Below are 15803 nucleotides of genomic sequence, written 5' to 3'. Positions count from 1 at the left end.
TTATCGGTTTAATTGTGAATTGGGGAATTCGGTTGTATGGTTCAACACATGACAGGAGGGGTTCAATTGGTTAGATCATTAAAGGTATGGTCACGCATGATGGCAACGGTTATGGCGCTGAGCCTGGTGCTGGCTGCTTGTTCATCAGACAAGGGTGGAACAACAACACCTGGCGCAGAAGGCGGAGGAGCAAGTGAAGGTGGGGGCAAACCCTATGAAGTGACACTGTTCTACCCAGGGACACCACAGAAGGATGTCGCTCTGGTGGAAGCCGAGATTAACAAAAAGATGGAACCGAAGATCGGAGCCACGCTTAAGATCAATGCAATTGACTGGGGACAGTGGGATAACAAGCTGAATCTCATGATTTCCTCAGGTGAAAAATCAGACATCATCTTCACAGCAGCTTGGCAGAACTACACGGTGAATGTGGCTAAAGGCGCATTCTTGCCCTTGAATGATCTGCTTGACGCACATGGTCAGGATATTAAGAAAAACCTGGACCCTGCCTTTCTGGAAGGTTCCCAGGTAGACGGCGTGAATTACGGCGTTCCTACGAATAAGGAACTCGCTGCCACACGTGGTGTGTTGGTACGTAAAGATCTGGCTGACAAGTATAAGCTGGACCTGACAGCCGTAAAAACTTGGGCTGATCTGGAGCCCCTGCTCAAAACAATTAAGGAAAACGAGCCAGCCATCACACCATTCTATATGTCCAATACCAACGGTAACGGGCTGTTGGAGAATCTGGATTGGGATTATCTCGGTGATGCTTCCGTACCTGGAGTCATCTCCAAAACAGCAGGCGGAACAACGGTGCTGAATGAAGTGGAGACCCCTGAATTCAAAGAAGCAGCTGAACTCGCTCGCAAGTGGTATCAAGCGGGATATATCAACAGTGATGCTGCTACTTCTAATGTGTTCCCGAAAGACCAGGCGAAGGCTGGAAAAGCGTTTCTCTGGACAGATGGCATGAAGCCAGGCAAGGATAAAGAAGAAGAAGGGTATGTGGGTTTCCCACTTACTCAGATTGAGATGACACAGCCGACAATCACGACGGGTGATGCGTCTGGAGCGATGCTTGCAATCTCCCGTTCTTCCGAGCAACCGGAGAAAGCGATGCAGGTCATTAACCTGCTGCATTCCGACAAGGAAATTAACAACTTGCTGAACTTCGGAATTGAAGGTACACATTATGTGAAAAAAGACGGACAGGATAATATTATTGCTCTCCCTGATGGCGTAGATGCCAACAGTCGTACCTATAACCCAGGTGCCCAATGGCAGCTTGGTAACCAGTTCCTGAACTTCCTCTGGGATAATGAAGATCCACAGAAATGGGAGAAGTTCAAAGAATTTAACGCCAAAGGTGTCAAGTCTCCAGCACTGGGCTTTACATTCAACAGCCAATCTGTCAAAAATGAAATTGCTGCGGTCAACAACGTGAACAAACAGTTCAAGCCGGGTATGACATCGGGCGCCGTTGATCCAAATGAGATGATTCCGAAATATCTGGAGAAATTGAAAGCAGCAGGAATTGATAAAATTATTGCAGCCAAACAGGAACAACTCGATGCATTCTTGTCTAAGCAATAAATGATCGTCAGCCATGACAGAGAGACCTGTGTTACTACAAGCTCTTGTCAGCGGTGAAAATGGAGGACGTTTTCGGTAAACAACCGAAGGCGTTCTTTTTATGTTGTTTTTTTGATTTGGATTGTTAATCATAAATAGGAAAAATATGATATAATAAGGTGGTTGATTAGGGGGTGTTCGTGTGTCGAGAACCAGACTTGTGTTCTCAGGGGCTTTATTGCTATTTGCTATCATCTTTACATTTAACCATCATCTTGGTTTTTCTGTTGGGGATACCATGCTGTCAGCAATAGGTATATCACCGTATACTACGTCTTATTTAAGTGGTGTACATATCACACTTTTCCTTGGATTGGGGATCTTCGCTTGCGGCTTTTACCTTACACGCAAAGAAATCGGGAAATCATCCCCCGGTCTTGCAAAAGGGTTATGGATCGTAGTTATCGCTATCATTCTCAGTTACTCGTACATGACGGATAAATTCATGTATGTTGCCAAGTGGGGAGCTACAGGCATTAATGCGGTATCCTATGTACAGAATGCAAGCTCTTGTACCTTTAACGTGCTGAAAACGGGTGAGACCCGAGCAACCTGTGACCTGACACTCAAAAATTACGGCAGAGATTCCGTATCCGCCGTGTTATTGCCTGATCTCGCACGCAGTTATAAGTTTAAGGACGATCCACTATTGGAAGCTTTGCAGTCTGTCCAATTGAGGCCCGTACATGTTGAGATTGAACGTCATGGAACGTTTACAGGTAAGTTGGAGTTTTACGGGAAAGCGGAATCCCCTCTGTTCGTCAATGGAAAACTTATGGATATTGTGTTGGATGTAGGCGTGGATGGAGCGAATACGGTATTTGATTATGATATTCCATAGTTGATATTTTTATAGAAAAAAAGAATAATTACATAAACAGAAGTGGAATAAGGTTTGAGTTGAATAGAAAGATCAAAGATATATACTGAAATTAGATAGAGAGCTGGCTAATCGCTGGCTCTTTTTGTGCGTGGAAGTTGCATTTAGTGCAGAAATATTGGTTTTATCTCCTTTCCCCTTGAATTGGTAACGCTTACGCTAGATAATGAATCGGTTTGTCTCAAAAAAATAGTTTGTCTTTAGCGCTTACATCATTACAATTAATGTCACGACAAATTAAGACAAGGTGAGATGAAAAGATGTCATATCGGACAAACCTGTTTTCCAAAATGGTCATTCTTATTCTGATTATGCTGATTCCTGTAGTGCTTCTGTACTGGTACTCCAATCACAAAACAACAGCTGTTCTCAGAGATGAGTTGAATCGATCAAATAGTAATCAGCTTGAATTTTTCCAAAATCAAGTGAACACAAACATCGAACTGTTATCCTCATGGCCGAATCTGCTCATACATGATCCTGATATTGCCAGCTTCCGGCGAATCTATGCGGACAGTAACTACTTTGACCTGGATGCGATCAACCTGGTCAAACGTATTCAGAATAAGCTGAGTATTCAGGAAAGCTCATCCAATTGGGCCACGAAATTATATCTGTATTCTCCTTCGCTGGGCAGGGTGGTTTCCGAAAGGGACGCACGTTCTTACGATAAACAAGCACTAAGGGAGAATATCGGTTCCGGCTGGGATGTACGCAAAATTCAGGATGGGGAAGATGATCGGTTCATGTTTAGCTGGATTACGGTATCTCCGTACGGTATTAAAGACCCGGCTAATAATGCGGAAACGATTATTAAACTGGAGTTTGATAGTGACAACATTCGGGATATGCTCGACAAATTCAAAGACGATGGCAGGCATGATCCCTTCTATTTCCGAGAAGAATCGGGGGTCATCTATAACCGGACTTCAGATCGTTCACTAACGAATCAGTTGATGGAAGAACTGTCCGTTCATAAACTTCAGGACGTTGATAACCGTACAGTGGTGATCGGGGACGAGCCCTACATGGTTAACACGGTGAAATCCAGTACAACAGGCTGGTATTTGGTGGACTACATGCCCTTGTCAGATATTCTGAAGCCTATTCATCAATCCAATATGCTGTTCTATTCTTCCATGATTTGTTTGTTGTTAATGAGTTTTGGTGTGGCGTATTTGTTCTATGTTCAGGTACAGGTACCAGTGAAACAACTCATTCGCGGGTTCCAGCGGTTGAAGCAGGAAGATTATTCAGTGAGGATTAAGCCAAAGGGCCGCAATGAATTCAGTTTCCTGTCCGAACGTTTCAACTTGATGGTGGAGCAGATCCAGCAGTTATTTGAACACGTTTACCTGGAACAGATTCATGTGCGTGAAGCCCGGTTGAAGCAGCTGCAATCGCAGATTAACCCGCACTTTTTCTATAATTGTTTCTCCTTCATTACGAGTATGGCGAAGCTGAAGCGTATGGACGCTGTTGTAGCGATGTCGCATAATCTATCGCGATATTATCGGTATACGACAAGACAGGAGCGGGACGTGGTACCGTTGACAGAAGAGATTGAATTTGTCAGCTGTTATCTGGAGATCCAACGGATGCGTATGGACCGCATTCATTACAAGATTGATCTGCCTGACGAGATGTTAAGACAGGAGGTACCGCCACTCATCGTGCAACCATTGGTGGAGAATGCAGTGATTCACGGTATCGAAGCGGACGCGGAAGCAGGAGAAATAAGAGTATCCGGGGAAAAACAGGGCGGTGTCATGGTTCTTGTGGTAGAAGATGATGGGCAAGGCATGACGCAGGAGGCACGTGAGGCGCTTCTGAGTAAGCTCAGGGGAACGATGGATCAGGAGATGGGCTGTGGCCTGTGGAATGTGAATCAGAGACTCCAGCTTCGATATGGGGAGCAGGCTGGGCTTGATATAACGGAATCGGAACTTGGCGGATTACGCGTTACGCTGTCATGGCCTGCCGAGCAGGAGTTTCTTCTGGAGAATGAAGGATAAGCACTTGGAATGTGTAGCGCATGATGCACGATGGAATCCATTTGCAGAATGAACGAAATAGGGAGTGAATCACTTGATTGATATATTGCTGGTAGATGATGAGACATACGTAACAGAAAGTCTGGAACTTACGATCCCCTGGGGAGAGCTTGGAGTAACGACCGTGCTACGTGCCGCATCCGGTAAGGAAGCGTTGGAGATTATGGAGGAAAATGCAGTAGATATCGTAGTGACCGATATTCGCATGCCTGGCATGTCCGGACTGGATCTCATTGCAGAGGTAAGCAAGCGCTGGTCTCATATTCGCTGTATTTTACTAACGGGTCACAGTGATTTTGATTATGCTAAAAAAGCCATTCAATTACAGGCAGCGGATTATATCCTGAAACCCGTAAACGATGATGAGTTTATGGGATCGGTGTCGGCAGCCATCACGTCTCTTCGCGATGAGTGGGATGAATTTGATAAATATCACCGGCTTTTATACAGTCGGAAGTCTGACTATAAAATTTTACGAGAAAATCTTATGCATGATCTGCTGCTGGGGCGTGAGATCACGGCGCGGGCACTTCGGGAACAACTGCAACAATATGAGATTCATATTGATCCGGAACAATCGGTTGTGATGATGCTGATTCGGCTTACAGGACGCTTCTCATCAATGGACCAGCAATCTCTGGATCTGATGGATTTTGCGGTAGGTAATATTGCAGAGGAAGTACTCGGAGAGCAATTTAACGTGTGGTTTGGTCGCGGACCCCATGAGTGTCTGGTTATGTTCTTGCAGAATCAAGATCAGATCGAAGCTTCGCAGATGGACTTGGAGACGTTGAGAATCTCAGCTGAAACTTTCCGTGAGCATGTCATTCGATATTTACAGGGAGACCTGTCCATGGTAGTTACACCGTCATTTCCCTTTAATGAGTTAACAGCAGCTTATCGGAAAAGTCTGGGTTCGCTTGTCCTTTCAGGACCGGAAGAACACAAGATTATATATATGGACATGGATCAGGCACTCAGCAAAAGACCGGAGAATGATGCAACGCAGGCGCTCGAAGAGCTGTACAAACCGCCTGTACTTCCTCAATTGCTTGAGACCAAGCAATGGGAAGCGGCAGCGCTTAAGCTGAACGCGGTCTTTGACGCGGCAGAACAGGTTCGATTGTCCAGAGAACACGTGTATGAGATGTATCTGTCGGTAACCAATGCATTTATGTATATCGCCCATAAACAGGGGCATCTGGTGCATGAGATTGATCATGCGGGATTCGATCTGCTCCTTGCTCATCAGTTGATTCAATCCCCCGAGAAGCTGCGGCGCTGGGCAACCGAGATGCTGGCGAAGCTTCAGGAAGAGTTGTCCGATCAGGAAGGTGTGCAGAGCCGCAGACATGTGATCAAGCAGGTTCAGGAGTTGGTTACAAGAGATACAGGACAGGATCTGTCAGTGAAGATGATTGCGGACAAGGTATATTTACACCCCGTATATCTATCGAAAATTTACAAGGCAGAGACAGGGGAAGGTCTTGGGGACTACATGATTCGTATGCGCATGGAGCGTGCTCTGTATCTGCTTAAGAATAGCAATAAAAAAATATACGAGATTACGAGTGAACTTGGCTATCAAAATCCGCAATATTTCAGCAAAATGTTCAAAAAACATTATGGCATGACACCAAATGAATTTCGGGATCAGGCATAATTACAACAACATTCCAGAATATAGGTTGGCAAAGGTGCAGAAATCTTGATTTCGTATCATAGGCTCAAAGGCCTGGTCAGCCTATAATGAAAGGGTAACCAAAACGATTTAAGGGGGAACAACATGAGAGCGCAATCAACGAAAAAGAGATTCTTGACGCTTCTCGCTACAACGCTGAGTCTAACTGTCGTTCTTGCAGGATGTTCAGGAGGCAGTGGGGGCGGAGATAGTGCAACACCAAGTACATCTGGAACCCAAAACGAATACAAAGAAAAGTATGATCCGGAAGTAACCATTACAACAGCATGGGGAATCGATCCTGAGCTGAAGTTTAAAAATGGCGAATCCATGGAAAATAACGTGGCAACCAAGTGGGCCAAGGAAAAATTCGGGATTAATGTCAGCGCGCTCTGGTCAGTAACAGACACAAACAGTGCGTTTGCAACTAAACTTCGTCTGGCTATGTCCTCTGGACAGGAAATGCCAGATATCGTGACGATTGGTAGTGCAGACAATCTCGTTGCTCAAGACTTGATCGACTCTGGCATGTACGAAGAGGTCGGTCCACTGTTCGACAAATATGCTTCAGACACATGGAAAAAAGCGATGGAGCAAGATCCTAACGTCTGGAACCAATATAGTCGTGATGGCAAAAGAATGGGTATCCCTGTTCTGGACTACGCATACAACAATGATTACTTGCTCTGGATTCGCCAGGATTGGCTGGACAAGTTGAATCTGAAAGCACCAAAAACAATCGATGAGCTGGAAACCGTTATGGAAGCATTCAAAAACAATAACCCTGACGGCTTGGCTCCTGAAAAAGTCACTCCGCTCAGCGTTGGTTTCAAAACATCCATGAACACTTGGATGGGAGATGTATCCTGGATCTTTGGTGCATATGGCACCTTACCTCAACAATGGAATCTGGCAACTGATGGCAAGCTCGAGTATGGCTCCATTAATCCAGGCATGAAGCAAGGTCTGACCAAATTGAGCGAATGGCTCAAAAAAGGATATATCCCGCAGGAAGCAGCTCTATGGGATGAAAACAAAACAGCAGAGCCAGCAGTTGCAGGAACTGCCGGCATTATTCCAGGACCTTACTGGATGAGTGGGTGGCCACTTCTCGATACAGTGAAAAATGTACCGAGTGCGGTATGGAAACCGATTGAAATTCCTACCGGTCCTGAAGGAAAAGCGATGCGTCACGGAACACAGTTTGTTAATGGTGTTACGTTGATCAAAAAAGATATGGCACACCCAGAAGCATTCTTTACGTATCAGAACTACCTGTTTGACAATTATGCAGACCCAGCACCAGGTAGCCCTTATGATAACGGTCTGTTTGCAGGTTATGACTACCAATTGGATGCAAATGGAAAACAAATGCCGATTGACCAGATCGAAGGCGGATACGTGAACGTTGTACGTTATTTGCTTGTTCGCGACGGTGCTCGTATTCCAGATGCCCAGATGAAAGCACTTCTGAACTTAGCGGATGGCAAAGAGCCTGAAACGAAGCTTGAGAAAGATGTTGCTGTCAATTACGGTAAAGAAACTCCAGCAGCAGCGAAAGTGTTACTGAGCCAAGAAGAAATTTCTTTCAAAAACATGTTCACAGGTCCAACAACACAGACGATGAAATCCAAGTTGGACTATCTGAACAAAATCGAGAATCAGGCATTTAACGAAATTATCTATGGCAAAAATCCGGCGGATGCGTTTGATACCTTTGTACAAACGTGGAAATCGGGTGGCGGTGACCAAATCACGCAAGAGGTTAACGAATGGTATGACAGTGTGAAAAAATAGTTACAAGCAGCGCTCAGACGACTAACGTCTGGGCGTTTTTTTGTTTATTGAAGCTGAGGCAAAGTGGTTGAATTTGTGCCATTTATATTGCTTTTATGTGCTGTTTGGACCCCGTAAAAGGTTGATATAATCGCATTATAAGCCACTCAGGGAGTACTTGAGTAGGAAGAAATACAGGGGGAGCAATCATGAGAACTTTGAAACGCACTTGGCCATTCCACGTTATGCTGTTGCCAGCCATTATCTTTCTGATTATCTTCAGTTATGTGCCTATGGGCGGGATCATTATGGCATTCCAGAACTACAAGCCATGGCTTGGGATTAGCGGTTCTGAATGGGTTGGACTGGACAACTTTAGATATCTGTTTGAACGTGAAGACAGCTTACAGGTCATCTGGAACACATTGATTATTGCTGTACTTAAACTGATTTTTAATTTATTTGTTCCATTTGTTTTTGCCATTCTTTTGAATGAGGTTCGCAAGATGGCTATACAGCGAACGATTCAAACACTTGTCTATTTACCTCACTTCTTGTCCTGGGTCATTCTGGGCGGGATTTTGATAGATCTGTTGTCAACAGGAGGCTTGGTTAACCGGGTTCTGGGAACCTTTGGACTCGGGCCATATTTCTTCCTTGGAGACAACAGTTGGTTCCGATCTACGGTCATTCTGACAGATGTGTGGAAAGAATTTGGCTATAACATGATTGTCTTTCTGGCTGCCCTTGCCGGAATTAATCCAGCATTGTACGAAGCAGCGGAAATTGACGGAGCAGGACGCTGGAAACAGACACTGCACATTACAATCCCTTCGCTTGTGCCGATGCTGATGGTTGTAGGAACACTGGCACTTGGTAACGTACTGAATGCCGGATTTGACCAGATATTCAACTTGTATAACCCGCTCGTATATCAAACGGGTGACATCATTGATACATTCGTATATCGTTCCGCAATGCAGAATGGTGAGATGGGCTTTGCAACCGCGATCGGATTATTCAAATCGGTCATTAGTATGATCTTGATTCTTGTATCGTACAGCTTAGCCAAAAAATACGCTGGATATCGCATATTCTAAACGAATGAACAGAGAAAGAAGGGACCACGATGTATCATAAATCATTGCCTTATCGCGTGTTTAATATAGTCAATACCTGCTTTCTGATTTTGATCGCCATTATGTGTATCATACCGATGGTTCATGTCCTGGCTGTATCCTTTAGTACGAAGGCAGCTGCCGACGCCAATCTGGTCAATCTCTGGCCCGTAGGATTTTCACTTGAGGCTTACAAAAAAACGATGAACAATCCAATTTTCTTGAACTCGCTCTGGATCTCACTTCTACGTACAGTAATTGGTACAGCTATTACCTTGCTGATTACGTTCCTGGCGGCGTATCCGTTGTCCAAAGAAAATAGTGAATTCAAAGGCAGAACAATCTACTCCTGGATTTTTGTATTCAGTATGATTTTCAACGGGGGACTGGTGCCATTCTACATGGTTATCCAGAAGATCGGGTTGATGGATTCCTTCTGGGTACTGGTACTCCCTGGGGCAGTTAACACATTCCTTGTCATTCTGATGCTGAACTTCTTCCGCGGTATTCCAAAAGAGCTGGAGGAAGCGGCACTGATGGATGGAGCTAACCATTTCAGAACATTGTTCAGTATCTTCCTTCCCATTTCGATGCCGTCCATTGCAACAATTGCATTGTTCAGTATGGTGTTCCACTGGAATTCCTGGTTTGACGGATTGCTCTACATGAATAACGCCAAGGATTACCCACTTGCTACATTTATGCAAACGGTCATTATTGGACGTGATATGAGTAGCATGAGCATGAATCCAAAAGAAATGGAAGCTCTCTCTCAAACTACGGTAAGGGCAGCTCAGATCTTCATCGGAAGTGCACCAATCTTGATTGTGTATCCTTTCCTGCAACGTTTCTTTGTCAAAGGTATGACGTTGGGCTCAGTTAAAGGCTGAGCCTGTACCCCAAATTAATGGAGGTTGATACAGTGAGCAATTTGACGGAAAAGACATTCATTCTGGGAATGGATGTGTCCTTTATGGATGAAATCGAACAGCATGGCGGGAGTTATAGTGATGTGGATGGCAAGGAACAAGACTTGCTGTCCATCCTGAAGATTAATGACGCTAACGCGATACGACTTCGAATCTGGAATGATCCTGTTGGTGGATTCTGCAATCTGGAGCGAACGGTGGAGGTAGCCAAACGGATCAAGGAACAGGGATTGAAATTTTTGCTTGATTTCCATTATTCTGATCGCTGGGCTGATCCAGCCAATCAATGGAAGCCGAAAGCATGGGAGAATCTGTCCTATGAAGAGCTTCAACGTGCGGTATGCATGTATACGGCTGACGTTCTGAGAACGTTGAAGGAACACGATGCGCTTCCAGACATGGTGCAGGTGGGCAACGAGATTACACCAGGCATGTTATGGAATGAGGGACGTGTTGGTGGAGAAGAGCATGATACGGATGAACAGTGGGAGCGTTTTGCAGGCCTTGTGAAGTACGGAATTGCTGCGGTCAAATCCGTTGACGCGGATATTCAGATTATGATACATATTGATCGTGGTGGAGATAACGCCGAGAGCCGCAAGTTTTACGATCGCTTTGAAGCACTGGGTGTGGAGTTTGATATCATTGGTCTCTCGTATTACCCTTGGTGGCATGGCACACTTGATGCGTTACGTGACAATCTTCATGATCTGGCTGAGCGTTATGGCAAACCTATTAATGTAGTTGAAACCGCTTATCCATGGACGCTGGAACAGCCGGAAGGCATTGAATGGATTTTGAATCAGGAAGAACTGTTGTTACCAGGATACCCTGCAAGTGTAGAGGGACAGACCAAATATCTGAAGGATCTATTGCAGATTATCCGCGAAGTTCCTGGTGGTTTGGGGCACGGATTCTATTATTGGGAACCTGCCTGGATACCAAGTAAAGAAGAATGGTCCGTCGGTCATCCGAATAACTGGGGCAACCTCACCATGTTTGATTTTAAAGGTCGCAAGTTGGAATCGTTTACAGCACTCACTACTGCAGAAGAATCAGATGTCGTGACATACGTGTAATCTAGCGTAATACGTATCTTCTGTGAAATCGTTGTTATCGTATATAAACTAAAAACAGTAATTTATTAATGCAAGGGAGTTGTCCTTATGACATACAAATTTCCACCTGTAAGTTCCAAAGCCCCGCACATGTTGCATGGCGCAGACTATAACCCGGAGCAATGGCTCCGCTATCCTGAAGTTCTGGAAGAAGATATTCGCTTGATGAAGCTTGCCAAGTGTAACGTGATGTCCATCGGTATCTTCTCGTGGGTATCCCTTGAGCCGGAAGAGGGCGTATATACGTTTGAATGGCTGGATCAGGTTTTGGATCGTTTTGCAGCAAACGGCATCTATGCTTTCCTCGCTACACCAAGTGGTGCCAGACCTGCCTGGATGTCCGCGAAGTACCCGGAAGTGCTCCGTGTATCCGAGAAGCGTGTCCGCAATCTGCATGGTTTCCGTCACAACCATTGTTATACTTCCCCGGTATACCGTGAGAAGGTTACTGCGATCAACACAAAACTGGCAGAGCGTTATTCGGATCATCCGGCTGTAATCGGCTGGCATATCTCAAACGAGTTCGGCGGAGATTGTCATTGTGATTATTGTCAGGAAGCATTCCGTGGTTGGGTTCAGAAGAAGTATCAAACACTCGATGAACTGAATCATTCCTGGTGGACGACATTCTGGAGCCATACGGTTACAGACTGGAGTCAAGTGGAATCTCCGGCTCCACACGGTGAGACACAGGTACACGCGATGAATCTGGACTGGCGCCGTTTCGTTACGGATCAGACAGCTGATTTTATCGTCCATGAAACAAAACCATTGAAAGCTCAGAATCCTGATCTGCCAGTTACAACGAACCTGATGGAATTCTATGGCGGTCTGAACTATTGGAAATTCGCTGATATTCTGGATTTCCTCTCTTGGGACAGTTATCCGACTTGGCATGATGCAGATGACGACGCGAAACAGGCATCCCGTATCGCCATGATGCATGATATCGTTCGTTCCATCAAAGGCGGTCAGCCGTTCTTGCTGATGGAGAGTACTCCAAGTTCGACGAATTGGCAAGATGTCAGCAAGCTGAAAAAACCTGGAATGCATCTGCTCTCTTCTCTCCAGGCTGTGGCACACGGTTCCGATAGTGTTCAGTACTTCCAGTGGAGAAAAAGCCGGGGGTCCAGTGAGAAACTTCATGGTGCGGTGGTAGACCACGTAGGAACGGAACACACTCGAGTGTTCCAAGATGTGACTGACGTAGGAACGGCTCTTGAAGGCATGGAAGCTATTGTAGGAACAGCGGTTCCGGCAGAAGTTGCGATCATATTTGATTGGGAAAACCGCTGGGCCGTTAATGATTCCCAGGGTCCACGCAATATCGGTGTGAAGTATGAGCAGACCGTGGAAGAGCATTACGAAGCGTTTTGGAAAAAGGGAGTCGCTGTAGACGTTATTGATATGGATGCAGATCTGTCCAAGTACAAGCTGCTGATTGCTCCAATGCTCTATCTGGTACGTGAAGGTGTCGGGGAACGCATTGAGAAGTTTGTAGAACAAGGTGGTACGTTTGTAGCAACTTACTGGTCTGGTATTGTTAACGAAAACGATCTGTGTTTCCTGGGTGGATTCCCAGGCCCGCTTCGTAAGACACTTGGCATCTGGTCCGAGGAAATTGACGGATTGCATGATCGTGATCTGAACGGAATCATTCCGGAGAAGGGCAATGAGCTTCAGCTTAATACAGCGTATGATGCAATTGAACTGTGTGATCTGATTCATCTGGAAGGCGCGAAGTCTCTGGCTACGTACCGTTCTGACTTTTATGCCGGACGTCCGGCATTGACGGTCAACCAATTGGGTTCAGGAAAAGCATATTACGTAGCGACACGTCTGAAAGCACCATTCTATGATGATTTCTATGCGAAACTAATCGCTGACCTGAACATTGAGCGTGGACTTGAAACTGAGCTGCCTGCCGGAACAACGGCACATACACGTACAGATGGTACTGCAGATTATGTGTTTGTACAGAACTACACACCAGATGAGAAGCTGGTTGAATTAGATGGACAGTCCTATACCGATCTGCTCAGTGGTGATGCTGTGGAAGCAAGTCTCAGCTTGAAGCCATATGACATTTGTGTTCTGCGCAGACCGGCTGCCCGGAAATAATATAGATTTTATATGTTACTAAATAAATGAAATTAGTATTAAGAAGAGATGCCCTGAACGCCTGCATTGGTGTTCAGGGCATCTTTTTTATTTTATGTATTTGGCTGTTGAACGACTTTTTCTGGACAAGATAAAGGATAAACGTGTCCGCGCAGCGAAGACAAACAGGTAACTTGTAACTCAAGACTTTCAGTCTGGGAGGAATGGAAATGAATCAAAGAAATCTGGATGGTAACAGCATTATTATTCGACTGGAAATGACAACTAAGGATATCAAGTTTGGCGAAGTGGCTTCGGCCATCTCGGAAGCTGGGGGAGACATCATTGCCATCGACGTGATTTCCACCAATCAGGATGTAAGCGTGCGCGACTTGACGGTCGCCGTTACAGATGCGCAAGATAACAGTAAAATTATAGAAGGGGTGCGCCAGCTCAAAGGTGTGTCCATTATTAACGTATCGGATCGGACGTTCCTGCTTCATCTGGGCGGTAAGATCGAAGTAACACCAAAGACCCCGATTCAAAACCGGGAAGATCTGTCACGTGTGTACACACCGGATGTGGCTCGTGTATGTTCAGCCATTTCAGAAGAACCCGGCAAAGCCTTCTCATTGACAATTAAACGGAATACAGTGGCCGTCATATCTGATGGCAGTGCGGTGCTTGGACTTGGTAATATTGGTCCTCGTGCAGCGATGCCTGTGATGGAAGGTAAAGCGATGTTATTCAAACAGTTTGCAGGTGTGGATGCCTTCCCAATCTGCCTGGACACACAGGATACGGAGGAAATCATACGTACTGTGAAAGCGATATCACCTGGTTTTGGCGGCATTAATCTGGAGGATATCTCGTCACCGCGTTGTTTCGAAATTGAACGTCGTCTGAATGAGGAATTGGATATTCCTGTATTTCATGATGACCAGCATGGCACAGCGGTTGTGTTATATGCCGGTCTGATCAATGCGCTCAAACTGGTGGGCAAGTCCATTGATGATGTGAAGATTGTGGTCTGTGGTATCGGTGCAGCAGGTGTAGCATGCAGCAACATATTATTGTCCGCGGGAGCCAGCCGGCTTATAGGTGTCGATCGTGAGGGTGCGATTGTACGGACAGAAACCTATGAGAATGAAGTCTGGAGTGATTATGCAGCTCGTACTAATCCCGAACTGGAGACTGGCTCGCTGCGTGATGTCATTCGTGGAGCCGATGTGTTCATTGGCCTGTCCCGCGGGAATCTGTTAACTCGCGAAGATGTGCAGACCATGGCAGAAGATCCAATCGTTTTTGCGATGGCAAACCCGGTACCTGAGATTATGCCTGCATTGGTGGAAGACATTGTGGCGGTAATGGCAACAGGCCGATCCGATTATCCGAATCAGATCAACAACGTGTTATGTTTCCCGGGTATCTTCAGGGCAGTTCTTGATTGCCGAGCCACTGAAATTAATGAAGAAATGAAGCTGGCAGCCGCTCAAGCGATTGCTTCGGCCATTACGCATGAAGAGCGTACACGTTATTACATTATTCCGAGTGTGTTCAATGATAAAGTGGTCAAATCGATGCGCAGTCGCGTGATTGAAGCAGCTATTAAGACGGGTGTAGCTCGGCGTATTCCACGTGAACAGGCCCGTGAAGGCGGGGAATCGTAAGATGTCAGACAACCCTCTTCAATCTGGTGGGAATCTGCAGGAATTAGGGCACATGCATAATATAGATGGAATAACGGCAGGAGAGGCTGTTCTACGCGCCGCCCGATCCTTTGTTCAAGGGGACTCATCCAAGCATAGTGATGGTCATGACTGGCCGCACATTGAACGGGTAACCGCACTTGCGGTTGAACTCGCTCACCGCATGGGTGCAGATCCATTTGTCTGCGAACTGGCCGCATTATTACATGATGTACCGGATGAGAAGCTGAATGAGAGCTTGGAAGCCGGGATGGCCAAACTGAATGACTGGCTGGATACCCAGCCTCTTGACCCGGATATACGTAATAAGGTTGTGGGTATTATTAGCACCATCTCATATGCGGGAGGCCAGCGTCCTGCGGTCAGTTCGCTTGAAGCACAGGTTGTTCAGGATGCGGATCGACTCGATGCACTGGGTGCGATTGGGATCGCGCGAACCTTTGCCTTTTCAGGCGCCAGAGGGCGTGAGATGTACGATCCGTCCCTCCCCCCACGGGAGCAGATGACCCGTGAGGAATATCGCAATGGGCGCAGCACAACGATAAATCACTTTTACGAGAAGTTGTTCAAGCTCAAGGATCTGATGAATACCTCCTATGGCAAGGAGCTGGCGGAGCAGCGTCATGATTATATGGTGCAGTTTGTGGACCAGTTCAAAAGGGAATGGGAGGGCACGGACCGTTAGGCAGGCATAATAAGCATGAGCATTCCACAAAGTATAATTAAGTAACGGAGGCGAATCTTTGAAGTGGTGAAAATCCATTTTGAAGATTTGCTTCTTTTTGGGTTAATAATGTGTATTA

At 45.9% G+C, this 15803-nt stretch carries 11 protein-coding genes; all 11 read left to right on the top strand.

The genetic code is table 11. From position 1 onward, the window contains the following. The first annotated feature begins 66 nt into the window (after positions 1–66). The 11 genes from MHI14_RS20455 (at position 67) to MHI14_RS20405 (ending at position 15685) form a co-directional block, all read left to right on the top strand. A complete protein-coding gene (locus tag MHI14_RS20455) occupies positions 67–1596 on the top strand; it encodes an ABC transporter substrate-binding protein (protein WP_036609560.1) in 1530 nt (509 codons plus the stop codon). 181 nt (positions 1597–1777) lie between these two features. Beyond that, on the top strand, positions 1778–2476 hold the full coding sequence (locus MHI14_RS20450; RefSeq protein WP_091032095.1) for a hypothetical protein: 699 nt from the start codon (positions 1778–1780) through the stop codon (positions 2474–2476). Positions 2477–2775: 299 nt separating this feature from the next. Continuing rightward, a complete protein-coding gene (locus MHI14_RS20445; RefSeq protein WP_133384267.1) occupies positions 2776–4530 on the top strand; it encodes a sensor histidine kinase in 1755 nt (584 codons plus the stop codon). Positions 4531–4603: 73 nt separating this feature from the next. Then, positions 4604–6232, top strand: a complete 1629-nt coding sequence (locus MHI14_RS20440; protein WP_341131732.1) for a response regulator — start codon at positions 4604–4606, stop codon at positions 6230–6232. 123 nt (positions 6233–6355) lie between these two features. Next, positions 6356–8047, top strand: coding sequence for an extracellular solute-binding protein (locus MHI14_RS20435; RefSeq protein WP_091032087.1), 1692 nt, complete (start codon positions 6356–6358; stop codon positions 8045–8047). A gap of 188 nt (positions 8048–8235) precedes the next feature. Next, positions 8236–9126, top strand: a complete 891-nt coding sequence (locus tag MHI14_RS20430) for an ABC transporter permease (RefSeq protein ID WP_074094500.1) — start codon at positions 8236–8238, stop codon at positions 9124–9126. Positions 9127–9155: 29 nt separating this feature from the next. Then, positions 9156–10034: a carbohydrate ABC transporter permease gene (locus MHI14_RS20425; protein WP_091032085.1), complete on the top strand. Its 879-nt coding sequence runs from the start codon at positions 9156–9158 to the stop codon at positions 10032–10034. Between the two features lie 32 nt (positions 10035–10066). Beyond that, entirely contained in the window at positions 10067–11152 is a 1086-nt protein-coding gene (locus tag MHI14_RS20420; protein WP_341131114.1) for a glycoside hydrolase family 53 protein, read from the top strand. A gap of 87 nt (positions 11153–11239) precedes the next feature. Then, on the top strand, positions 11240–13312 hold the full coding sequence (locus MHI14_RS20415) for a beta-galactosidase (protein WP_091032079.1): 2073 nt from the start codon (positions 11240–11242) through the stop codon (positions 13310–13312). A 209-nt stretch (positions 13313–13521) separates the two neighbouring features. Further along, positions 13522–14961 carry an NAD-dependent malic enzyme gene (locus tag MHI14_RS20410; protein WP_341131113.1) on the top strand — a complete coding sequence of 480 codons (1440 nt, stop codon included), beginning with the start codon at positions 13522–13524 and terminating at the stop codon, positions 14959–14961. Between the two features lies 1 nt (position 14962). Next, complete coding sequence (locus tag MHI14_RS20405; protein WP_341131112.1) at positions 14963–15685, top strand: HD domain-containing protein; 723 nt, start codon at positions 14963–14965, stop codon at positions 15683–15685. The last annotated feature ends 118 nt before the right edge of the window (positions 15686–15803 follow it).

The organism is Paenibacillus sp. FSL K6-2393 (genome assembly GCF_038002545.1).
Taxonomy (GTDB): domain Bacteria; phylum Bacillota; class Bacilli; order Paenibacillales; family Paenibacillaceae; genus Paenibacillus.
Note: the sequence above shows the minus strand (reverse complement) of the source record. Positions and strands in the feature narration are given on the sequence as shown.